The 19,874-nt window shown below is 56.5% G+C and carries 19 protein-coding genes and 1 tRNA gene; 7 read left to right on the top strand and 13 right to left on the bottom strand.

What is annotated here, in order from left to right; translation table 11 throughout:
• Positions 1 to 17: 17 nt before the first annotated feature.
• The gene (locus HNR64_RS01030) at positions 18 to 1,898 is read right to left on the bottom strand and encodes an ATP-binding cassette domain-containing protein (protein WP_204994769.1); all 1,881 of its coding nucleotides are present in this window, start codon (positions 1,896 to 1,898) and stop codon (positions 18 to 20) included.
• Positions 1,899 to 1,943: 45 nt separating this feature from the next.
• Here HNR64_RS01030 and HNR64_RS01025 point away from each other — a divergent pair, with 45 nt between their 5' ends.
• On the top strand, positions 1,944 to 2,441 hold the full coding sequence (locus HNR64_RS01025; protein WP_204994768.1) for a TIGR02444 family protein: 498 nt from the start codon (positions 1,944 to 1,946) through the stop codon (positions 2,439 to 2,441).
• An 8-nt stretch (positions 2,442 to 2,449) separates the two neighbouring features.
• On the opposite strand, the gene HNR64_RS01020 is transcribed toward HNR64_RS01025, so the two are convergent.
• Positions 2,450 to 3,193 carry a hypothetical protein gene (locus tag HNR64_RS01020; RefSeq protein WP_027873248.1) on the bottom strand — a complete coding sequence of 248 codons (744 nt, stop codon included), beginning with the start codon at positions 3,191 to 3,193 and terminating at the stop codon, positions 2,450 to 2,452.
• A gap of 197 nt (positions 3,194 to 3,390) precedes the next feature.
• Between HNR64_RS01020 and HNR64_RS01015 the strand changes: the two genes are divergently transcribed.
• Positions 3,391 to 4,086: a BamJ family beta-barrel-assembly machinery protein gene (locus HNR64_RS01015; protein WP_027873247.1), complete on the top strand. Its 696-nt coding sequence runs from the start codon at positions 3,391 to 3,393 to the stop codon at positions 4,084 to 4,086.
• A 341-nt stretch (positions 4,087 to 4,427) separates the two neighbouring features.
• Here the strand turns inward: HNR64_RS01015 and HNR64_RS01010 are convergent, their stop codons facing one another.
• From HNR64_RS01010 to HNR64_RS01000, 3 genes are all read right to left on the bottom strand, one after another.
• Entirely contained in the window at positions 4,428 to 5,351 is a 924-nt protein-coding gene (locus HNR64_RS01010; RefSeq protein WP_204994767.1) for a TIGR01777 family oxidoreductase, read from the bottom strand.
• A gap of 22 nt (positions 5,352 to 5,373) precedes the next feature.
• Positions 5,374 to 6,792, bottom strand: a complete 1,419-nt coding sequence (locus tag HNR64_RS01005) for an SDR family NAD(P)-dependent oxidoreductase (protein ID WP_204994766.1) — start codon at positions 6,790 to 6,792, stop codon at positions 5,374 to 5,376.
• Positions 6,793 to 7,112: 320 nt separating this feature from the next.
• A tRNA-Arg gene (locus HNR64_RS01000) sits at positions 7,113 to 7,189 on the bottom strand.
• A 199-nt stretch (positions 7,190 to 7,388) separates the two neighbouring features.
• Here HNR64_RS01000 and HNR64_RS00995 point away from each other — a divergent pair.
• Together HNR64_RS00995 and HNR64_RS00990 are read left to right on the top strand one after the other, a co-directional pair.
• Entirely contained in the window at positions 7,389 to 7,817 is a 429-nt protein-coding gene (locus HNR64_RS00995) for a c-type cytochrome (RefSeq protein WP_204995020.1), read from the top strand.
• A gap of 155 nt (positions 7,818 to 7,972) precedes the next feature.
• On the top strand, positions 7,973 to 8,875 hold the full coding sequence (locus HNR64_RS00990; protein ID WP_204994765.1) for a S1 family peptidase: 903 nt from the start codon (positions 7,973 to 7,975) through the stop codon (positions 8,873 to 8,875).
• Position 8,876: 1 nt separating this feature from the next.
• Here HNR64_RS00990 and rep read toward each other — a convergent pair whose 3' ends face one another.
• The 5 genes from rep to HNR64_RS00965 all read right to left on the bottom strand — a co-directional run bounded on the left by rep (position 8,877) and on the right by HNR64_RS00965 (position 14,155).
• Positions 8,877 to 10,883, bottom strand: coding sequence for a DNA helicase Rep (rep, locus tag HNR64_RS00985; protein ID WP_204994764.1), 2,007 nt, complete (start codon positions 10,881 to 10,883; stop codon positions 8,877 to 8,879).
• 110 nt (positions 10,884 to 10,993) lie between these two features.
• Positions 10,994 to 11,821, bottom strand: a complete 828-nt coding sequence (locus HNR64_RS00980) for an alpha/beta fold hydrolase (protein WP_204994763.1) — start codon at positions 11,819 to 11,821, stop codon at positions 10,994 to 10,996.
• 10 nt (positions 11,822 to 11,831) lie between these two features.
• On the bottom strand, positions 11,832 to 12,638 hold the full coding sequence (locus HNR64_RS00975; RefSeq protein WP_204994762.1) for an SDR family NAD(P)-dependent oxidoreductase: 807 nt from the start codon (positions 12,636 to 12,638) through the stop codon (positions 11,832 to 11,834).
• A gap of 15 nt (positions 12,639 to 12,653) precedes the next feature.
• Positions 12,654 to 13,640, bottom strand: a complete 987-nt coding sequence (locus HNR64_RS00970; protein WP_204994761.1) for an NAD-dependent epimerase/dehydratase family protein — start codon at positions 13,638 to 13,640, stop codon at positions 12,654 to 12,656.
• On the bottom strand, positions 13,637 to 14,155 hold the full coding sequence (locus tag HNR64_RS00965; RefSeq protein ID WP_204994760.1) for a 2,4'-dihydroxyacetophenone dioxygenase family protein: 519 nt from the start codon (positions 14,153 to 14,155) through the stop codon (positions 13,637 to 13,639). The genes HNR64_RS00970 and HNR64_RS00965 overlap by 4 nt, the downstream gene beginning before the upstream one ends.
• A gap of 110 nt (positions 14,156 to 14,265) precedes the next feature.
• On the opposite strand from HNR64_RS00965, the gene HNR64_RS00960 reads away from it, so the two are divergent.
• Positions 14,266 to 15,258, top strand: coding sequence for an AraC family transcriptional regulator ligand-binding domain-containing protein (locus HNR64_RS00960; protein WP_204994759.1), 993 nt, complete (start codon positions 14,266 to 14,268; stop codon positions 15,256 to 15,258).
• 3 nt (positions 15,259 to 15,261) lie between these two features.
• Here the strand turns inward: HNR64_RS00960 and HNR64_RS00955 are convergent, their stop codons facing one another.
• The 3 genes from HNR64_RS00955 to HNR64_RS00945 form a co-directional block, all read right to left on the bottom strand.
• Positions 15,262 to 16,500, bottom strand: coding sequence for a GGDEF domain-containing response regulator (locus HNR64_RS00955; protein WP_027873231.1), 1,239 nt, complete (start codon positions 16,498 to 16,500; stop codon positions 15,262 to 15,264).
• A gap of 91 nt (positions 16,501 to 16,591) precedes the next feature.
• On the bottom strand, positions 16,592 to 18,070 hold the full coding sequence (locus HNR64_RS00950) for a YifB family Mg chelatase-like AAA ATPase (RefSeq protein WP_204994758.1): 1,479 nt from the start codon (positions 18,068 to 18,070) through the stop codon (positions 16,592 to 16,594).
• A gap of 60 nt (positions 18,071 to 18,130) precedes the next feature.
• Positions 18,131 to 18,388, bottom strand: coding sequence for an accessory factor UbiK family protein (locus tag HNR64_RS00945; protein ID WP_027873229.1), 258 nt, complete (start codon positions 18,386 to 18,388; stop codon positions 18,131 to 18,133).
• A gap of 339 nt (positions 18,389 to 18,727) precedes the next feature.
• Between HNR64_RS00945 and HNR64_RS00940 the strand changes: the two genes are divergently transcribed.
• Both HNR64_RS00940 and glnK read left to right on the top strand, forming a co-directional pair.
• Complete coding sequence (locus HNR64_RS00940) at positions 18,728 to 19,417, top strand: TorF family putative porin (protein WP_204994757.1); 690 nt, start codon at positions 18,728 to 18,730, stop codon at positions 19,415 to 19,417.
• A gap of 61 nt (positions 19,418 to 19,478) precedes the next feature.
• On the top strand, positions 19,479 to 19,817 hold the full coding sequence (glnK, locus tag HNR64_RS00935) for a P-II family nitrogen regulator (RefSeq protein ID WP_027873228.1): 339 nt from the start codon (positions 19,479 to 19,481) through the stop codon (positions 19,815 to 19,817).
• Positions 19,818 to 19,874 lie beyond the last annotated feature (57 nt).

Here is a 19,874-nt window from a genome sequence, read left to right as displayed (position 1 = left end):
CGCCAGCACTGGTAGGCTCAGTCTGCCAGTGCTTCCAGTTGTTCTTGCAGTTCCAGCCACGCCTCTTCCGCAGTGTTGTTTTCTGTTTGCAGGCGCGCCTGCTCAGCCAACAGTGTTTTCAATTGTTGTTTGTTGGCCTCATCGTACAGGCTGGTGTCGGCGAGCTGAGCTTCTATGGCCTGCAACTGCTCGGAGACTTTTTGCAGTGTTCGCTCTAGTTTTTTTATCTCATTGTTGAGGGGGGCCAGTTTTGCGCGTTTCGCGGCGGCGTCTTGGCGCGCTTTCTTCTTGTCGACAACGGGCGCCGTGCTGGCCGACTGCGGCTTATCGCCAAGTTCTCTGTTGCGGCTCAATAGCCATTGGCGGTAGTCATCCAGGCTGCCGTCGAAGGGGCTAACCGAGCCATTGTCGACCAGCAGTAGCTCGTCGACGGTATTGCGCAACAGGTGGCGGTCGTGGGAGACCACAATCACCGCACCTTCAAATTCCTGGAGGGCGCTGGTGAGCGCGTGACACATCTCCAGGTCTAGGTGGTTGGTGGGCTCATCGAGTAGCAGTACGTTGGGCCGCTGCCAAACAATAATGGCGAGCGCAAGGCGCGCTTTTTCACCGCCGGAGAAATGTAAGCAGCTACCCTCGGCGCGCTCACCCTTAAAGTTAAAGCCGCCGAGAAAGTTACGAATATCCTGCTCTCGGGCGTCGGGCCGAAGACGCTGAAGCTGCAACAGCGGGCTGGCATTGAGGTCCAAAGACTCCAACTGGTGTTGGTGGAAGTAGCCCATGTGCAGGTGTTCGCCGCTGTGGAGCTGCCCGCTGAGTGGCGTTAGTGTCCCCGCGAGGGACTTCATTAGTGTCGACTTACCCGCGCCATTAGCACCGAGCAGGCCTATTCTGCTACCTGGGTGAATGCTCAGGTTTACCTTGTTGAGTAAGGGCTCACTATACCCCAGCGCGGCATTGCTGAGTCCCAGCAGCGGGTCGGAGTACTGGCTCGGCGCATAAAAGCGAAAATGGAAGGGGGAGTCTACATGCGCGGGAGCGATCTCGCTCATGCGCTCAAGGGCTTTAAGTCGGCTTTGTGCCTGCTTGGCTTTACTGGCTTTGGCGCGAAAGCGGCGCACAAAATCTTCCATATGGGCGCGCTCAGCCTGCTGCTTTTCATAGGCTTGCTGTTGCTGCGCCAGGCGCTCTGCTCGCTGGCGTTCGAAGGCACTGTAATTGCCGCGATAGCGATGGAGTTGATGGTGTTCCAGGTGAACGACAAAGTCGCAGCAGGCGTCGATAAAATCGCGGTCGTGGGAGATAAGCAGCAGCGTACCTTCATAGCGTCGCAGCCACTGTTCCAGCCACAGACTGGCGTCGAGATCCAAGTGGTTGGTCGGTTCGTCGAGCAGCAAAAGGTCCGATGGGCACATCAGGGCCTGGGCTAGATTGAGGCGGATGCGCCAGCCCCCCGAAAAGTCACTGACCGGCTTGTCCACCTCTGTCAGCGCAAAGCCCAGCCCCTGCAGGAGTTGTTCGGCGTCGCTGCGAATTTGGTAGGCGTGGATCAGCTCCATCTCCGCCAACAGCTCGGCAAGGCGATGGTCGTCATTGCAGGCCTCGATATCGGCCTCGATGCGGCGGTAGTGCTGGTGGCCGTCAATCACGTATTCGATTGCCGGCCGGTCACTGGCCTCTACTTCCTGGCGCATTTGCGCGATCTGCCATTGCGCGGGCATCTGCAGGTCGCCGCTGTCATAGCTGAGCTCATTGCACAGCAGTTTAAACAGGCTGGATTTACCGCTGCCATTGGCACCAACCAGCGCCATGTGCTCGCCGGGATTCACGCGCAGCGACGCCTCCTCTAGCAAGGCTTTGCCACCGCGTTGTAAGCTGAGATTTATCAGTTCAATCATGGGGCGCGATTATAGCGCGGGTGTATAGGTGAGTCGGCAGATTTTATGGCAAGCGAGACAGATTCTTCACAAAGCGGTGTGTTGTGGGACTATGCGCTTGAGCGTTATGCGCGCGATGGCGTCGCCGAATGCTGCATAGCCTTGCAAGATGAAGCCGGGGTAAACGTACTGTTAATTATGGTTGCGGCCTATCTGGCCGAGCGCGGCATACCGCTGACAGGGCCGCGTGTGCAAGTGCTGGTTAGCGGCGCGAGCGCGCTACAGGATTCGCTGATAGAGCCGCTTCGCGCGTTGCGGCGTGCCAGCCGGCCCCAGGGCGGCGAGGCCTGTGAGCGGCAGCGCGATACCTATCAGAGCCTGAAACAGGCGGAGCTTGCGGCCGAGCGCTGGCAGCTGGCACAGCTAGAGGAGCTAGTCTTGCCTTGGAATCCAGAGCAAGTGCCAACGCTGCAATTATTGCAACGTAATATCCGCGCTGTTGCCGGGGCCGCCGAGAAGACCGTTCTTGATCGTCTCGTCAGGGCATTAAGCACAGAACGGTAAAGGCGGTGTTAGAAGTCGTCGAACAGACTTGCCAGGCGGTCTTCGGCCTTATTCGGGTGGCTGGGAATGTCGCTCATCCGCTTGGGCAGACGTTGTCGTGGTGTGGCTTTCTTCGCCAGCGTTGCGGTAGTGCTGGTAGCGTCAGCGCTTTTTGGCGTGGCTGGCGCTTTTGCTTTCGGCGGAACCTGGCTTTTTTTCGGTGTTACAGGCGTTTCAGGCTTTTTGGCGGCTTTTGGTTCTGACTTCGGCTTCGGCTTTGACGCGGCTTTGGTCGGGGAGGAGCTTTCTTTCGGTGCGGCCTTGGTACTTTTTGTTGCGGGTGCTTTCGCCGTTTTGGTCACTGCTGGCGCTTTTTTTGTCGCTTTGAGTGATTTTTCGGCATCATTCATTGCTTTGATTACCGCTTTTTCTTTGCGCAACTGGAGCTTTAGGCTCAATGCTTCACTGCGCAGCTCCGCAAGCTGGGTTTGTGCATCGTCCAGCTGTTGTTGGGCCCTGGTCAGGCTGTCTTCCGCCCGCTTGATCAGGCTGGGTTTCTCGCCTTGCTTGTCGCGCAGCCGCTGTTTCGCTTCACTGTGGTTGTGGCGCGCCTTCTCTGTTTTTGTTTTCTGCGTTTCTACTGATTTTTCAATGGCTTGTAGCTGTTTTTCGAGGGTGGCGAGCTGTTTGGCGCGCAGCGTTTCCAGTTCTGACTGGAGGCGCTGCAGCTCGGCCAAGGGCTTCTCTTTTACTTTCTTTTTATTAAATACCATAGTTATGGGCCCGCGGAATGATTAAAAAACCGTCAAATTCCATTATACAAACTTGTTGGCGGGAAGCTATCTGCTGGTTGGCGCCAATTTTTGTCTGCGCCTGTGTCTATGTGAACGCTTGTGGCAGACTATGGTCTGACACAGGTGTCGCCGAATGACTCGGCGGTTCCCAATTCCCTAAGAACTAAGGTAGTTTCATGAAAAAAACAGTAGTGGGTGCGGTGGTAATGAGCGGGTTGCTGGCTGCCTGCGGTGGCAATAACTCTGAACCATCATTAGATTCCGAGATTGCGAAGGTAAGCTACGGAATTGGCGCAAATATTGGTTCGCGATTCGGCGACGACTTACCGCTGGATGTCGATGCATTTAGCGCGGGTGTACGCGACGCCATTGCCGGCGGTGAGCTGAAAATGAGCGATGAAGAGATTATGTCAACGCTGCAGGCTTACCAGCAAAAGCAGATGGCCGAACGTCAGGTGGAATCTCAGGCCCTGGCTGAAACAAACCGTAAAGAAGCTGAGGCATTTCTGGCAGAAAATGCGTCTGCCGAGGGTGTTGTCGTCACCGACAGCGGTCTGCAATACAAGGTACTGGCAGAAGGAGATGGCGCGAGCCCGAGCGAGAGTGACACGGTAGAAGTGCACTACGAGGGAACATTGCTGGATGGCAGCGTGTTTGACAGCTCCTATCAGCGGGGTGAAACCGTAAGCTTCCCGGTGAATGGTGTGATCGCGGGCTGGACTGAAGCGCTGCAGATGATGAAGGTTGGCTCCAAGTGGAAACTGTTTATCCCCTCTGACCTGGCCTACGGCCCTGGTGGCGCGGGACAGATGATTGGCCCCAATGCGGCACTGGTTTTTGAAGTGGAACTGCTGGGCATTAAAGGCAAGTAAACGAAGATAAGGGCTCTTTTGTGCGGGTGCTCAGAGAGCTCTTATTGGCATTTTACCCCCAATAAAAAAACCCCAGTGTTCGCTGGGGTGAATTCTTTCTAGATCGGAGATAGTGCCTCAGGGAGCTTTTGCTGAGCGATGGTATAACGCCGCCATTGTGCATAGTTTGGGAAAGAGCTGCAAAGCCGTCTCTGCATAATGTGGTGTTTCACTGCCTAGCAGAAAACCCAAGTGGTGCGATACGTCCTTGTATGCACCGGTGTCATCCTTGACACCTTCATCATAGCTTTTCCTCGTTCTGCCACCAGACGAGATCAGAGCGAGATAATGTGAGACATCGTCTACTGGTGACGGTCGGGGTGTTGGAGCGCATCGTCGAGCATACGGTCAATGGTGGGAAAGTCGAAGGAAAAACCTGCCCTCAGTAAGCCGTCAGGAATAATGCGTTGGGAGCAGTAGAATAACTCCCGCATTTCTCCAAACAGGATCTTCGCGGCAAATTCAGGAATTGAAAACAGCAGGGGCCGCCGCAGTTTATTTGCCAGTAACTGGCTGAACTCGCGATTTGTGACAGGCTCGGGCCCGCTGATATTGAATGCGCCCTCTAACTCCTTGTTCTCAATCAAAAAGAGCAGCGCTTTAACGGCGTCATGGCGATGGATATAGGCCTGCCACTGCTTGCCGTGGCCGAAGTAGGCGCCAACACCGAGTGAAAAGGCCGGCCGCATTTTCGCCAGAGCGCCTGCCTCTCTGTCTCTGTCCAGCACGACCGCAAACCTGGCGATAATGGTCCGGCAGGGGCTGTTGATGCTCTCTTCCCAGCGTTGGCAAAGTTCAGCAGAGAATCCTCGGCCAATTGGGGAATTTTCATTGAGCGCTTTGTCACCGCCATCGCCATAAATGCCGATCGCCGATGCATTGATGAAGGTGTGAAGTGACGGCCAGTGTTTTACCGCGACGTTTACTTGCTCGGTCGCTGAGAGGCGGCTGCTCAGTAGTCGGTCTTTTTGCTGTGCGCTCCATCGCTTTGCGGCAATGTTTTCCCCGGCCAGATTCACCACGATATGGGCGTCGATCTCACGCAAGGTGCTGTAATCATGCAGCTGGATGTCAGCTTGCCCTTCCCCAAAAATTGCTTGTAAATGGGCCTTCGAGCGACCCACCGCGTGCACCTCGTAGCCCTGAGCGAGCAGTTGGCAGCACAGTGCCTGGCCTATAAAGCCGCTGGCACCAATAACCGCGACACTTTCCTGTTGTGTTCCCATAACGTGCTCCTTGGCTACCCGGTTATAGATACGGCGCCAGTTGGTCTTCTAGCCACTGTTCTAGCCAGGCTTGTTGCGATGCACTGGGCTCGGTGCCCGGTATTACCGACGTCGGGTGCGGCTGCCGGTCTAGCCAGAGCGCTCCGCTGCGCGGTAATTTCGCTGCGGATGCCAGCCAAACTGCGGTATCTGCAGCCATTCGGCTGTCGCGCAACACCCCGGACATCAGTCGGTTAAACGCAGGCAGTGACTTTTCCACGCCGGGGGTGGCCGCCCAGCCTGGGTGCATAGCGTAGGTGGCTGGCAGAGTCTCTTGCTGTTGAATTTGGGTATAGCACAGCAGCGCTCGCTTCGCGTTTGCGTAAGCGCCACTGCCGTTGTACTTCGACTTGCGCCATTGCATGTCCTGTTGGCGAAGGGCCGACAAATACAGGCCGCCAGACACAACATTGACGATCCGCGAACTGTCAGTAAAAGCGGGGCTGAGCAGTTTGCTCAGCAGCACTGGGCTGAGCAGATTTACCGCCAAGGCAAGTTCGTTGCCTTCTTCGGTTTCTTCACGTTCAGCAAACAGTGCTCCGGCATTGTTGATGAGCACATCAATGTTTGGAAAGTCAGTGAGCAGCTGTTTGGCCGTCGCCGAGGTTTGTGCGAGGGAGGATAGCTCGACGTTGTAAGAGTGTATGTTACTGGTCTCGCAACCACTGCTGTTGAGAATGTTGCGAGTGCAGTCCCGCAAGCGCTCGTCACCGCGCCCGAGTAGTACCAACGTAGCCCCCAGGCCGGCCAGAAGTTTAGCCGCGGCGAGCCCCAAACCGCTGGTAGGCCCCGTTAACACCACGACTTTGCCATCCATGCGTTCGCTCAGCGCTTTGTCTGCCATGCTTAAATAGCCGTGCTTACTGAAATTTATGGCGCCGGGCAGGATAAGTTGGTCGTGAATACGCGTTGACAGTTTGGGCTTGGCGCGGGGGCTAGGCTTCGGATTCAGGGCATCGGCAATCCCCTTTGCCACGCGTTTACTGAGCCGGTTAAGGGCAGGCTTGAAAAGCGGAGAAAGTGCCGACGGTAAGCCGTCGAAGGTGAGCGTTGCGCGGTAGCGAATTTCGGTGAGTTCGGGCCCGAGCGCTTCAAACTCGATATCGTCCACGGCGTGCAGACGGCCGGGGTTGTCACCGCCGTCATCTGCCAGTGAATAGCCCTCCAAGGACACCAATTTATTTTCCTCAGCGTGGGTTTCCCGATAGTGCATGGTCAGCTGTTTGCTGGGCCTGTTAAAGCTGAGTCTGTAGTTAGCGGGCACCGATGAGGCGGCCTCGAGTTTTTCGGCGCGATACACCGACGGATCCCACTGCTCGATGTTGGAGAAGTCGCGCAGGTACGAATAGCACTCGCTCACGGCTCGCTGTACCCGGATACGCTCAAATAATTGCTGTTGCATCTCGTCACTCCCTGAAGGATTTATCACATTTACGCGGTGCAAATGTTTACAGATCAAGGACGAGTGGTGTCGGTAAGGCCGTGGCTTAGTGAATCTCTGGGAGGAATAAGGCCAACACCAGCATGGCACCGGTGAGAATCATAAGGTGGTTATTCAGGGTGTTATTAAACATAGCTGCGTTCCTTCGTGGCAAAACCGTCGGATCCATCCGAGAGACGCATTATCTAATAGCCGGTAACAAAGCCCTATCGAGAATTTTGGCAATAATATTAGGCCGAAGGGGTGAGGCACTGCGGAAGAGAATGGAAAAAGGCCGCGAATGGCCCGCCCGAGAGGATTCGAACCTCTGACCTTCGCCTCCGGAGGGCGACGCTCTATCCAGCTGAGCTACGGGCGGTTTAGCAGCGCGCAACTATAGCAGAGCAAGGTGGGACTCTCAATTTGGAATTTCGGCAGATTCATGCCTTGCCACCGGTTCTGCACGGGGCTTGGGCTGCGGCATTTTGGTCAGTGGAGTAATAGGCAGCATGTGGATATAATGCGCAGCAGAATTTTTAGGCTGAGCAGCCGCAATTTCGAGAGGGTGGAAAATCGTGATGAATCAGATGGGTAAAATGCTGGTAGTGGTCGTTGCGTTGCTGGCCGGTGTTTCAGCATGGGCAATGACTGATAAGCAGCGTGCAGAGGTTGAGTCTCGCATCGCGCCAGCTGGCCAAGTTTGCTTGCAGGGCGACAGCAGCTGTGGCGCCACCGTGGCGGCTGCGGGCGGCGCGGCGAAATCAGGCGAAGAAGTGTATACCAGCAGCTGTCAGGGCTGTCATGCGGTTGGCGCGGGTGGTGCGCCAAAGTTGGGTGACGTTGCTGACTGGGCGGCGCGCACGGAAAAAGGTTTGGACGCCGTCTATGCTAATGCTATTAACGGTTTCAGCAACATTGGCATGATGCCGGCGAAAGGCCTGTGCATGAGCTGCTCAGACGACGAGGTGATCGCCGCCGTCGACTACATGATTGAGAACAGCAAGTAATTGCTATTCAGTCTGCCGAAGCCGCGCTAGTCGCGGCTTTTTTTTTGCGTTGAAAAAGGTACTGGCGGCATCTACACACTGTGACATTCCGTAGAGTTTTGAGTAATAGCTGCGTACATTATGCAGTAACTAGCGAGCGGGGCAGGCGAAACGTGATGAACAAGGTACTCATTCTGATAGCGGCAGGTTGCTTGATAGCCGCCTGTGGTGGCTCCTCCTCGAGCGGCGGTAATACGCCGAGTTCACCGGAGGCCCCAACAGGGGGCGGTCAGCCGCCGGTGAGTGGCGGTGGTGGAGCCGTGAGCTTTGGCGAGCCGCTGGCGACTCAGATACGTCCCGGTGTTGAGGTTGTTGCCGACGGCTCCAGCTGCACGAGTAATTTCCTCTACCAGCTCAACGCCGAAACGGTGTTTCTTGGGGTGGCCGCACATTGCTTTAGCCCAGACACCAACAGCGGGGTTGACCCCTGTGAGAGCCGCAGCTTGGATATCGGCTTTAATCAGGTGATAGTCGAAAATGCTCAGCAGCCAGCGGAGCTGGTATATAGCAGCTGGCGGGCGATGCAAGAGGTGGGTGAAACCCCCGGTTCAGATGCGTGCCGCTACAACGACTTTGCCCTGGTAAAACTGCACCCCGATGATATTGCGAATATTCATCCTGCCACCGTCGCTTTTGGTGGCCCCGTTGCGCTGGCCACTGGCACGGCTGACGTGGGAGAGGATATTTTTCTCTACGGCCATTCGTCACTGCACTTTGGTGTTCGGGAGTTAGAAACGATGGTGGGGAGTATTGTTGCGGTTGAGGGTGGCGGCTGGTCTTACAGCGTATCTACCGATACGCCTGCGGTGCCGGGAGACAGTGGCGGGCCGGTATTAGACAGTCAGGGCCGAGCGCTGGCAACCACGAGTGTGCTTTCTGTTGGTGTGCGACTCGATCCGCTGAGAAATGGCGTTGTTAATCTTGATCGGGCGTTGCGATATGCCAAGGACAATGGCTTTGTCGACAAGGGGTTGAGCTTGATTACCTGGCCAGACTTTCGCCCCGGCGGTGATCTCTAACTCAGCCAAGCATGTCGCGCAGGCTGGCCAAGGTTTCACCGCCGCGTTTTTGATTTTGCGCCGGGTCGGCGTCGGCGCGACCTTCCCACTCGACATCATCCTGCGGCAGCTCAGCTAAAAAGCGGCTGGGGTCACAGCTGGTAAATTCACCGAAGCTTTTGCGCTTGGCGCAGTAGGTCATCGTCAGCGTGCGTTGGGCGCGAGTGATACCGACGTAGCAGAGCCGTCGCTCCTCTTCCACCATGTCATCGTCGATACTGTTTTGGTGAGGTAGCAGCCCTTCCTCCATGCCGATCATAAACACGTGGGGAAACTCCAAGCCTTTTGCAGCGTGCAGTGTCATCAGCTGCACTTGATCGGCACTTTCTTCCTCGTCGGCCTGGCGCTCCATTAAATCGCGGAGCACCAGTCGGCTAATCGCTTCCTCAAAGCTCTCGTCGCGTTCCTCGTCGTTGAGGTTTTGCTCCAGCGAGGCAATGAGGGTGTGCACATTGTTCATGCGTCGTTCGGCGACGGCGACCGATGAGCTGTTTTGTATCAGCCAGTCCAGGTAGTCGATATCGTTGCAGAGCTGTTTAACGGCTGCGATGGCGTCGTCCTCGTAGCAGCGCCGCCGCATCCCGTCCAGCCATTGAGTGAACTCACGCAGGCGGGTGATGGCCGATTCCGGCAGTCGTTGAGCCAAGCCCATTTCCTCGCAGGCGCTGTATAGGCTAATTTCCCGCTCGGTGGCGTAGCTCCCCAGGGCTTCGAGTGTTGAGGTACCAATTTTGCGGCGCGGCACGTTGACGATGCGCAGAAAGGCGTTGTCATCATTCTGGTTAATGATAAGCCGCAGATAGGCCATGATGTCCTTGATCTCGTTGCGACCAAAGAAGGAGGTACCGCCGCTCAGCTTGTAAGGTATTTGGTGGCTTTGTAGTTTGAGTTCCAGCAGGCGTGACTGGTGGTTGCCGCGATAAAGCACGGCGTAATTACCAAAGCGACCGCCGGTGCGAATCTTGTGGTCGAGAATCTCGACTGCCACCCGCTCGTTTTCGGCATCTTCATTGCGGCAGCGAATAATGCGGATGGGGTCGCCAAAGCCCAGGTCCGACCACAATGCCTTGTTCAGCTCGTGGGGGTTGTTGGCGATAACGGTATTGGCCGCTTTAAGAATGCGCGCGGTAGAACGGTAGTTTTGCTCAAGCTTGACGACCTTCAGGTGAGGGTAGTCCTTGCCGAGTAGTGACAGGTTTTCCGGTTTTGCACCGCGCCAGGCGTAAATGGACTGGTCGTCATCCCCCACCACGGTGAGGCCGCCCCGGTCGCCGACCAATTGCTTCACCAGCGTATATTGCGCGCTGTTGGTATCCTGATATTCATCGACCAGCATGTAGCGAATTTTATTGCGCCACTTGTCGAGGATGTCGGGGTGCTGCTCAAACAGCAGCGCTGGCAACAGGATCAGATCGTCGAAGTCCAGGGCGTTATAGGCTTTCAACGCTTTTTGGTAGCGAATGTAAGCCTGGGCGCAGAGCATGTCAGCGGGGCCTTCCGCCTCAGCGACGGCCTGCTCGGGCATAACGAACTCGTTTTTCCAATGGGAAATACGTTGCTGGATACGGTCTGCTTGATCGCCGTCGCTGCCGTGTTCTTGAATAAGTAGGTCGCGAATCAGGGCCTGGGCATCTTGCGCATCAAAAATTGAGAAGCCCGATTTGTATTTCAGGGCGGCGTATTCACGGCGCAGGATATTCATGCCGAGGTTGTGGAAGGTCGACACGGTGAGGCCGTGAGCGGCTTTGCCTTTGACGAGTGTGCCCACTCGTTCCTTCATTTCGCGGGCCGCTTTGTTGGTGAAGGTAACCGCCGCGATATGCCGGGCGGGAATGCCGCATTTTTCGATCAAATAGGCCATCTTGCGCGTGATAACACTGGTCTTGCCGCTGCCTGCACCGGCTAATACCAGCAGCGGGCCGTCGATGTACAGAACCGCCTCGCGTTGTCGATCGTTGAGTTTGCTCACGCTAAATCACTGGGCCGAAAAAAGGCTGGCAATTGTAGCAGTGCCATCGTTAATTCGACACCGCTATCCCTGCGCTGAGCGCAGTTGCTTCTTTACTGCGGGCGGGGGAGTTAAGCGCGGAAGTGCTCGAGCAATAACCCGTTTACGGTCTCGGCCTGGCTGAGACTCATCCAGTGCCCGCCATCGAGCTTTTGGTAGCGCCACGGCCCATTGACCCGCGCTGCAGAGTCGCGCATTTGATCCTCGGTTAAAAAGGCATCTTGCGCACTCCACAAACCGAGCGTCGGCGCGCTAACAGGCGGCTGCTTGCGCAGTAGTATTTCGGCAAAATTGGCGCGATAAATGCGCACTGCTGCACGCATTCTGCCGGCTTGGCGTAAACGCGACATCACCTCGTCCATATTCGGGTGAGAGCCGAAGATCCGGCGGAGTGAGAAGCGCCCGCTACCGGCGAGTAGGCTGTCCGCCAGGCCGCGCAGCTGGAAAAACAAAGTATACCAGCCCGCGCGTTTTTGGGCCCAGCCCGCGCGAGCATAAACGGTGGGGTGGCCGACCGACATAACCGCCAGGCGCTGGACACTGCCAGGATGCTTCGCCGCCAATATCCAAGCGATAACGGCCCCCCAGTCGTGGCCGACCACATGGCTTTGCTTGATTTTTAGGTGCTTAAGCAGTGCCAGATGATCGCTGACGATGTTGTCGGCGTGATAATCGCTTTGTTTGGGGGCAATGTCGGAATGGCCACAGCCTACGGTGTCTGGGGCAATGCAGCGAAAGCCCGCTTGGTGCAGAGCCTGTATTTGTGGTTGCCACATTTCCGCTTGGTCGGGGAAGCCATGCAGCAGCAGTGCCGTTGGGCGTAGATGATCATTAGGAGCGGAGTCCAAATAGGACAGGTGAAGCCCTCGATGGCTGAAAGCATGGCGTTCGGGTGTCACGGTGCACTCCTCAATGATGACCTTTATGCAGCAGGCGGCGGATCATGAACTGCATTACTCGGTTAAAAATCCACGGACAATACCTGGCAAGGGACGCCGTAAACCGACTGCGTACACCGGGAATGATCATCCAGCGGCCCGCATCCAAGCCGCGCATTATGCCGTCAAGTGCGGTGTTGGTATCCAGTGAACCGGCGAATTTTTTAAGCTCCAGAGAGATTGGGTCGCCCTGCTGGCGCTCACTCTCAACCATGGGCGTCTCGACCTCGGGTGGGCAAATACAGGAGATGCCAATTCCAAGAGGCTCGTATTCATAGCGCAGTGTGGTTGCTAAGCCGACAACACCGAACTTGGACGCGCCATAGGCGGCGTAGCCATAGTTGCTGACCAGCCCTGCCATTGAAGCAACCAGTGCTAAGCGACTGCCCGCCGCCATGTGGGGCAAGACCGCTCTGGCAAAGTGCACGCTGCCGCAGAGGTTGACCTCAACAACGCGGGCAAAGTCCTCGGCGGTCATCTCTGCAAACCGGCAGTTGAGTATGACCCCGGCACAGTTGATTGCCAGCTCGATAGTGCCATAGTTGTCTAAGGCGCTGGCGGCGGCTTCTGCGCAGGCCTGCGCATTGCGAATATCCACGGTGTAGGCCTGCCAATGCGCGCTTGATGCGGCGGCTTGTGACAACTGTTGCTTGGCGCTTTCGCCAAATGAGAGGTCGAGAATACTGAGGCGGTAGCCGCGCTCGAGCAAACGAAGTGCCAGTCCAAGGCCGAGACCGCTGGCGCCTCCGGAGATAATACAATGAGGGGGTGTTTTCATAGTGTTATTTCGCCTTTAGCGCTCGCCGATCTCACGAAGCCACTGCGCTGAATATTCCATGCCCTCAGCGAGGGAGACTTTGGGCTCAAATCCTAATAATTCCCGGGCTTTACGGCCATTAAAGGCCCCTTTTCGGTTGAACATGCGCATCGTATCCGGGCAGGCCTCATCGCGCACGCCGCGCCATCGATTAAGGGTGTGTATTGCTTTTGTTAGGGGAATGGCGGCCTGCAGCGGCAGGCTGGGTGGCCGACCGCGTCGCCCTGCCCAGCGCCAGTGGTAACTGAAAAACTCCCCGCAGCTGACGGTTTGCTCTCCCCACAGGATGAAAATTTGCCCGCTGGCCGCCTCGCTGTGCGCCGTGAGCAGCGTGCCGTCTATCAGATCGTCGATATAGATGGGCGTAAAGATACCGCGACCGCCATTGGGCAACAAAAGCCTGCCGGATCGCGCCATTTTAATGGGCTCGAGCAGCCAGGCTCGCGACCCGGGACCATAAACGTCGCCAGGGCGAATAATGCAGCAGTCGATGTTGCTGCTGGCGTGGGCGGCGAGTACCAGATGTTCGCTGGCACCTTTGGCAACACCATAGCGACAATCTTTGCCGATCACGACGGGAGCCTGCTCGTCAGCGCCATCAACGTAGTCATAGCCCATCGCAAGAATCGAAGAGAAGTGCACGAATCGTCGACAGCCAGCGCGTTGCGCATTTGCCAAGGCGTGGCGCACACCGTCGACGGTAATGCGCCGATACTCTGCCCATGATGCCGACAGTGACACGACCGCTGCGGTGTGTATGAATAACTCACAACCCTCCACATGGTGGGCCCACTGCTTGGGCTGGCAGAGGTCGGCGGCGACGATGCCTTGCTCTGGATTGCCCTGCAAGTCCATGCCGCGCACGTCACAGCCGAGGTCCCGGTAGCGCCTCATTAACTGCTGGCCGATAAAGCCTTGTGCGCCTGTGATGAATACCCGCTTTGGCAGTGGCGCTGTGGTCATGCTGTGGGGCACGTGTAGTCGGCAGCCGCGGGGCGAATATAGCGGGCGGGTTCCATGCCGCGCTCGGCGACCAGCTCGTCAAACATATGCATGATATCGCTCGCATCCATAATGCCGAGGTAGTTGCCTTCATCGTCGAAATTGACGTTGGCGCCATAGACCACCATTACGGCAACGGCTGGCTCGCTGGCGTCGGCAGGCACCGTAAATTGGTGGATAGAGCCGCCGGGTTCATAGAGATAGCTGCCCGCAGTTTGGGGTTGGTCGGGATATTCCACATAGTTCCAGCTGCCCGACAGGGTGAACAGATGCACAGTGCCGGTATGGTAGTGCTTGGGCAAGACAACGCCAGGGTGAAAGACGGCGCGAAGCACCCAAATACCCTGGTGGGGGTCGAGGAACAGGGGCTGCGCATCAACACCGGGAACGCCTGGCAAGGCATCTTTGTACATGGGCATTTCGTGGGTGTTCAGCGTGAGTAATGCTTTGTGATCCATAGCGGGTTTGGGGAGCATGGTGAGCGCCTCTTACATTATTAGCGTTATTGCAGGCTGGAGCTTATCTACGTTTTCGTGGTCAGGCTTGATATATTGCGAGTCAATATTTGATAAAGCGCGAGTCTGCCGTGCAGCATTTTGTTCGAAGTGGTGCCCTACTGGGTTTTTCTGAGTGGGTGCGAGATTGCGGCCAGAACCCCAATGCGCTGATGGCGGAATTTGGTTTGACGCCCGCGGTGGTACACGACCCGGATCTATACCTTTCCTATACCGTCTTAGCGCAGTTAATGACGGCTGCCGCCGAACGCTGTGGACGCGAGGATTTTGGGGTGCAGTTGGGAGTGCGGCAGGGGCTAGAGGCCGTGGGGGCGCTGGGTTCGGCTATGTGTTTGCAGGCAACGATAGCCGATGCCCTGCGAATGATGCAGCGTAACCTCGATTTTCATGCCAAGGGTGTGGTGGTTAGCGCAATATCCAGCGAGCGATTCATCGAAATACGCATGGACTTTGCTTTCGCCTCGGTGGTGGATTGCGGGCAGCTGGCAGGCTTGAGTTTGGCGTTGTTGGCGCGTTGCTTGGAGCAGTTGCAGAGCTCCCCCGTGCGTCCAGACTCCCTGGCTCTGCGAGCGCAGGCACCTGCGGCGGCGGAGCTTTCGGCGCTGTTTGGCTGCCGGGTAGAGCCCGATGAGGGCTGCGATGCACTGCGTTATCCATTGTCGCTGATGAGCTCGGCGGTCGATGTAGAGCCCGGCCTGCGCTCACGCTTAAGCGCGCAGTGGCGGGGCGCATCTGAGCCGGCCTCGTTAAGCCTGCGCCAGCAGTTGGATCAAACGATAACGGCGTTGCTGCCAACGGGAGAGTGCAGCTTAAGCATGGTGGCTAGGGTGATGGGCTTACATCCGCGCAGTCTTCAGCAGCGCCTGCAGTGCGAGGGAAGCAGTTTTGCTCAGGTGCTGTCCGCGCGTCGCCAATATTTGGCCTGCGAGCATTTAGCGCACAGCGATATTGACCTGACAACGCTGGCTTTGAGCTTGGGTTATTCTGAGCTGGCGGTATTTAGTCGGGCCTTCAAAGTGTGGACGGGGGTGTCGCCAAGCCAGTGGCGCAAGCAATTGGCTTAAGCCCTACACAACAATGCGATTGCGACCGGATTCTTTCGCTTGGTAAAGCTTGCTGTCAGCCATTTTTATCAGTGTATCCAGACTGTCATCTTGGCCATTGCTCAAGCCGCCGCTGACGGACAGCGTAATATCGTAGCCGTTTTCCTTGACCGGATTGTTGGCCAGTTTGCGGCGAAAGTCGTCGAGTCGATCAAAGGTGTGTTCGGCATTTTGCTCGCTGAGTATGCAAAATTCCTCACCGCCGAAACGGGCGATCAGATCGTCAGGGAAGGCGGATTGCAGCAGCGCTGCGAGGTGTTTTAGCGCCGTGTCGCCAGCGTCGTGGCCGAGGCTGTCATTAATATGCTTAAAATGATCGATATCCAGCATGGCAACCGACAGCGGCAGTTCTTGAAACTGCGCTTGCTGATGACGCAATTGCGCCTCACTGAAAAAATAGCGGCGGTTGTAGAGCTTGGTCAGGTAGTCGCGATTTGCCGCGTCTCGTATCTCGTCGATGCGATCCATGTATTCCAGGTTTTGGTTTACCCGGCAGAGCAGCTCCTCGTAGCCAAAGGGTTTGCTAATAAAGTCATTGGCGCCACTTTTTAGAAAACGCGCAGAGAGCCGGGCGTCGTTAGAGCTGGACAGGCCAATGATCGCTAGTTGATCCTTCGCGTACTTGGCGCGTACTTGTTGAATAAAGTCGAAGCCGTCCAATACCGGCATATTGTAGTCAGTCAGGACCAGGCGGATATTGGGTTGCTCGCGAATACAGTCGAGGGCCTCTTGGCCGTTGTGGCAAACCAACACATTCAGACACTGAATTTCCAAGTAGCGCTTCAGCATGGCGGCGGCCGATGGCGAGTCATCGACAACCAATACCTGCGTGCTGCGATTGCGATGAATACGCTCAACCAGCCGACTGGCATAGTCGTAGGCGCTAATGTTCTTCTTTAGCACGTAGTCGACAACACCGAGCTCGATCATGCGATTGCGCAGCTCGTCGCCGAAGAAGCCGGTTAGCACCACCACGGGGATGTCAAAGGATTGCACCACCGGTACCACTTCGCCATTGGGGGCGTCAGGTAGGTTTAAGTCGACGAGGGCGGCGGTAAAGGGCGTTTTGGTGTCGCGTATTAACTGTTTTGCTTCAGCGCCGCTGGCAGCGACACAGGCCTGAAAGCCGGGAATATCCTCGATAATTGCTCTGGCCATGCTGGCCAGCGAGCGGTTGTCCTCGACGATCAAAACATTCGGCATAACCCCGAAATCCTAGAAGTTCTTCTTATATGGTGTTCGATTGTAAGTGCCGATGGCTGTGAAATAGATTCGTATAGTCACCTACCTGGGGTCAGAGTTCTCCGCGGTAGAGCGCGGCCTCGCGCAAGTGCTTCAGGCCAATATCGTTGCTGCTTTCGAGGTCGGCGATGGTGCGCGCCGTCTTTATCAGGCGGTGCTGGCCGCGCGCACTGAGGTTGATGCGCGCTTCGATGTCCCGGATGAAGGCTTTACCCTCGGTATCTAAGGGGCAAAACCGGCTGAGCTGCCCGGCATCAAGCAGGGCGTTGCTGCAGCCCTGGCGGTCGAGCTGGCGCTGATGCGCTGCGCTCACCCGAGCGCGTATGGCGTCGCTGGGTTCGCCCTCAGGGCTGTCTTGTAGCTCACCGGCGGCCATGCGATTCAGGCGCAAGCGCAAGTCAATCCTGTCCAACAAGGGCCCCGATACACGGCTGCGGTAGCGCAGTATTTGGTCGGGGGTGCAACGACAGGCCTTTTGGGGATCGCCGTCAAAGCCGCAGGGGCAAGGATTCATGGCCGCTACCAAAGCGAATCGAGCCGGAAATCGGAGTTGATGGCGCGCTCTGGAGATGACCACCTCGCCCGATTCTATGGGCTCGCGCAGTACTTCCAGCACTTTGCGCGGGTACTCGGGCAATTCATCGAGGAAAAGCACGCCGCGATGAGCAAGGCTGATTTCACCGGGGCGCGGGCTACTGCCGCCGCCGACAAGCGCGGCGGCCGAGGCGGTGTGATGTGGGTTGCGAAATGGGCGCTGAAGCTGCAGTGGTTGGCCAACGATCGACTGGACAATGGCGATTTCGCGACATTCCTGCTCGGTAGGGGGCGGCAGAATGCCTGGCAGCCGACTTGCTAACAGCGTTTTACCCGTGCCGGGAGGGCCGCTAAATAGCAGGCTGTGAAATCCCGCTGCAGCGATCTCCAGCCCACGCTTTGCCAACAACTGACCGCGTACATCGCGCATGTCCGGATAGGCAGCGGGCCGTGTATCGGCGGCGTCTGTCGGCGGCCCCAAACTCTGCTGGCCCTTTAGAAAAGCCACCACGCCAAGCAGATCTGTGGCCTCCTGCAATGTATCCGGGGGGAGCAGCTCTGCCAGTGAGGCGCTGCCGGCGGGCAAGACCAGTTGCCTGGATGCGTCTGTGGTTGCCAGGGCGGTGGGCAGGGCAGCATTGACCGTTCTCAGCTCGCCGCTTAGCCCCAGCTCACCGATGAACTCATAGGACTCGGTCTCGCGTTGTTGTAATTGGCCGCTGGCAACGAGGATGCCGATGGCGATAGGCAGGTCAAAGCGGCCGCCCTCTTTGGGTAGGTCTGCTGGCGCTAAGTTGACGGTGATGCGGCTGACGGGAAAGGTAAAGTGAGAGTTGATCAGCGCCGAGCGCACGCGGTCTTTGGCTTCGCGTACGGTTGCTTCCGGCAGCCCGACAATATTGAAGGCCGGAAGTCCGGCGGAAAGGTGCACCTCTATGGTGACGAGTGGGGCATCTACCCCGAGGCGCGCACGGCTGTGTACAGTGGCCAGTGGCATAACTCAATCCCTGAGTATTTTTGCAATTGCGAGCAACCGTCCTGCTGCGCGCAAGACGGTTTATTTATTCTCGGCACTTTCCAAACTGGCAGTAATCTCGGCCAGCTGCCGCTCGGCGGCTTCCAGACGAGCGCGGGTGCGATTGAGCACCGCGGTTTGCGCATCGAATTCGTCTCTCGATACCACATTCATCTTGCTGAAGGCGCTTTGTAGTAGTGCCTGCAGTTTGGCTTCGATGTCTTGCTGAATATCCGGGCCTTGGCTGATCAGGCGCCCGGCCTGTTCAGCAAGTTGGGAAATAAAGTCGGGTTTTGCCATGGCGATACTCTCTCGTTGCTGGCGACAGTTTATCGCACTTTTGCACGGCGTCGCAGAGCGTGCACAGTTTTTGTTCCCGGCGATGTTTGCGCTGTTTAGGGGCGGCAAACGAGAGTAATGTGAAATTGCACCGATATGGTGCTTAGCTCAGGTGTGTTGTTGTTTTGTGATCTGAAATAGTGCGGAAAGGGGCGTGAAGGGGTGTTTTGTGGCGGGAAAGCCCTGATTTTGGGCGCTTTAAAACCTGGCACGCCCCATGCATAGAGCTAGGCATGTGATGTTCAGGGCCTTCCCTTAACCGCATACGTTCAACGAGAGAAGACTATCGGAGACTAGAACATGAACACTTGGAAAAAAATGCTTGGTGTAGCAGTTGTAACAGCAGCCCCTTTCGCGGCGTCAGCTGCGGAAATTAGCGGTAACGTGACAATGGCAACGGACTATGTGTTCCGTGGCTACTCACAAACTAGTGAGAAAGGCGCCATCCAAGGCGGCTTTGACGTCGACTTTGGTAACGGCTTTTACGTTGGTACTTGGGCGTCTAACGTCGATTTCGGCAGTGAAGTAACCACCGAGATGGATTTCTACGGCGGTTATGCCTTCGATGTAGCTGAAGGTGTCGGCCTTGACCTGGGTGTTGTTCACTTTATGTACCCCGGTGATGAGGCAGCTCTGAATTACCAAGAATATATTGCGTCGGTATCTGTATCGGACTTCAGCTTTGGCCTGGTGTACTCACCTGATTACTTGGGTGATGGCAACGGTGACGCAACGGTAATTAACCTCGACTACAGCATGAGCGTAGCGGAAGACGTAAGCCTTGACTTCCACGTGGGTCAAACAACCACAGATGAAGACGGCCTGGTCGATGACGACGATAGTTACATCGATTACATGATCGGTGCTAACTACGACGTTGCCGATGTGACGCTGACGTTGGCCTACTACGGCACTGACGTTGACAACGACGCGGCGGCTGACGGCGCTGCAGACGACCGTTTCGTCTTCTCTATCTCAAAAAGCCTGTAATTAGATCGCGGCGGGTACTCCAGTGCCCGCCTGCCCTCAAGGCTATTAGCAGGAGAACAACATGAAATTAATTACAGCGATTATTAAGCCTTTCAAACTCGACGACGTTCGCGAGTCCCTGTCAGATATCGGTGTGCAAGGCATCACCGTGACCGAGGTGAAGGGTTTCGGGCGACAGAAAGGTCATACAGAACTGTACCGCGGCGCGGAATACGTTGTGGACTTTCTGCCGAAAGTGAAAATTGAGGTAGCAGTCGCCGATGGCGATGTCGAGGCTACGCTCGAAGCTATCAGCAAGTCTGCCAATACCGGCAAGATTGGTGACGGCAAAATCTTTGTCTCTGCCCTTGAGCAGGTGATCCGTATTCGTACCGGCGAAGCTGGCGAAGACGCGATCTAAGAGTAGCGGGCTACCCGCCACGCGGTGGTGGTAAAGCAGTAGGCCCCCAAATTTTTC

The organism is Spongiibacter marinus, assembly GCF_016906995.1.
GTDB lineage: Bacteria > Pseudomonadota > Gammaproteobacteria > Pseudomonadales > Spongiibacteraceae > Spongiibacter > Spongiibacter marinus.
The sequence above is the reverse complement of the archived record's forward strand: the minus strand, read 5'-3'. Positions and strand labels throughout refer to the sequence as shown.

Excerpts from the sequence above, each read along its gene's own strand:
- HNR64_RS01030 (WP_204994769.1), bottom strand. The coding sequence starts at position 1,898 with ATGATTGAACTGATAAATCTCAGCTTACAACGCGGTGGCAAAGCCTTG.
- HNR64_RS01025 (WP_204994768.1), top strand. The coding sequence starts at position 1,944 with ATGGCAAGCGAGACAGATTCTTCACAAAGCGGTGTGTTGTGGGACTAT.
- HNR64_RS01020 (WP_027873248.1), bottom strand. The coding sequence starts at position 3,193 with ATGGTATTTAATAAAAAGAAAGTAAAAGAGAAGCCCTTGGCCGAGCTG.
- HNR64_RS01015 (WP_027873247.1), top strand. The coding sequence starts at position 3,391 with ATGAAAAAAACAGTAGTGGGTGCGGTGGTAATGAGCGGGTTGCTGGCT.
- HNR64_RS01010 (WP_204994767.1), bottom strand. The coding sequence starts at position 5,351 with ATGGGAACACAACAGGAAAGTGTCGCGGTTATTGGTGCCAGCGGCTTT.
- HNR64_RS01005 (WP_204994766.1), bottom strand. The coding sequence starts at position 6,792 with ATGCAACAGCAATTATTTGAGCGTATCCGGGTACAGCGAGCCGTGAGC.
- HNR64_RS00995 (WP_204995020.1), top strand. The coding sequence starts at position 7,389 with ATGAATCAGATGGGTAAAATGCTGGTAGTGGTCGTTGCGTTGCTGGCC.
- HNR64_RS00990 (WP_204994765.1), top strand. The coding sequence starts at position 7,973 with ATGAACAAGGTACTCATTCTGATAGCGGCAGGTTGCTTGATAGCCGCC.
- HNR64_RS00975 (WP_204994762.1), bottom strand. The coding sequence starts at position 12,638 with ATGAAAACACCCCCTCATTGTATTATCTCCGGAGGCGCCAGCGGTCTC.
- HNR64_RS00970 (WP_204994761.1), bottom strand. The coding sequence starts at position 13,640 with ATGACCACAGCGCCACTGCCAAAGCGGGTATTCATCACAGGCGCACAA.
- HNR64_RS00965 (WP_204994760.1), bottom strand. The coding sequence starts at position 14,155 with ATGCTCCCCAAACCCGCTATGGATCACAAAGCATTACTCACGCTGAAC.
- HNR64_RS00955 (WP_027873231.1), bottom strand. The coding sequence starts at position 16,500 with ATGCCGAATGTTTTGATCGTCGAGGACAACCGCTCGCTGGCCAGCATG.
- HNR64_RS00950 (WP_204994758.1), bottom strand. The coding sequence starts at position 18,070 with ATGCCACTGGCCACTGTACACAGCCGTGCGCGCCTCGGGGTAGATGCC.
- HNR64_RS00945 (WP_027873229.1), bottom strand. The coding sequence starts at position 18,388 with ATGGCAAAACCCGACTTTATTTCCCAACTTGCTGAACAGGCCGGGCGC.
- HNR64_RS00940 (WP_204994757.1), top strand. The coding sequence starts at position 18,728 with ATGAACACTTGGAAAAAAATGCTTGGTGTAGCAGTTGTAACAGCAGCC.
- glnK (WP_027873228.1), top strand. The coding sequence starts at position 19,479 with ATGAAATTAATTACAGCGATTATTAAGCCTTTCAAACTCGACGACGTT.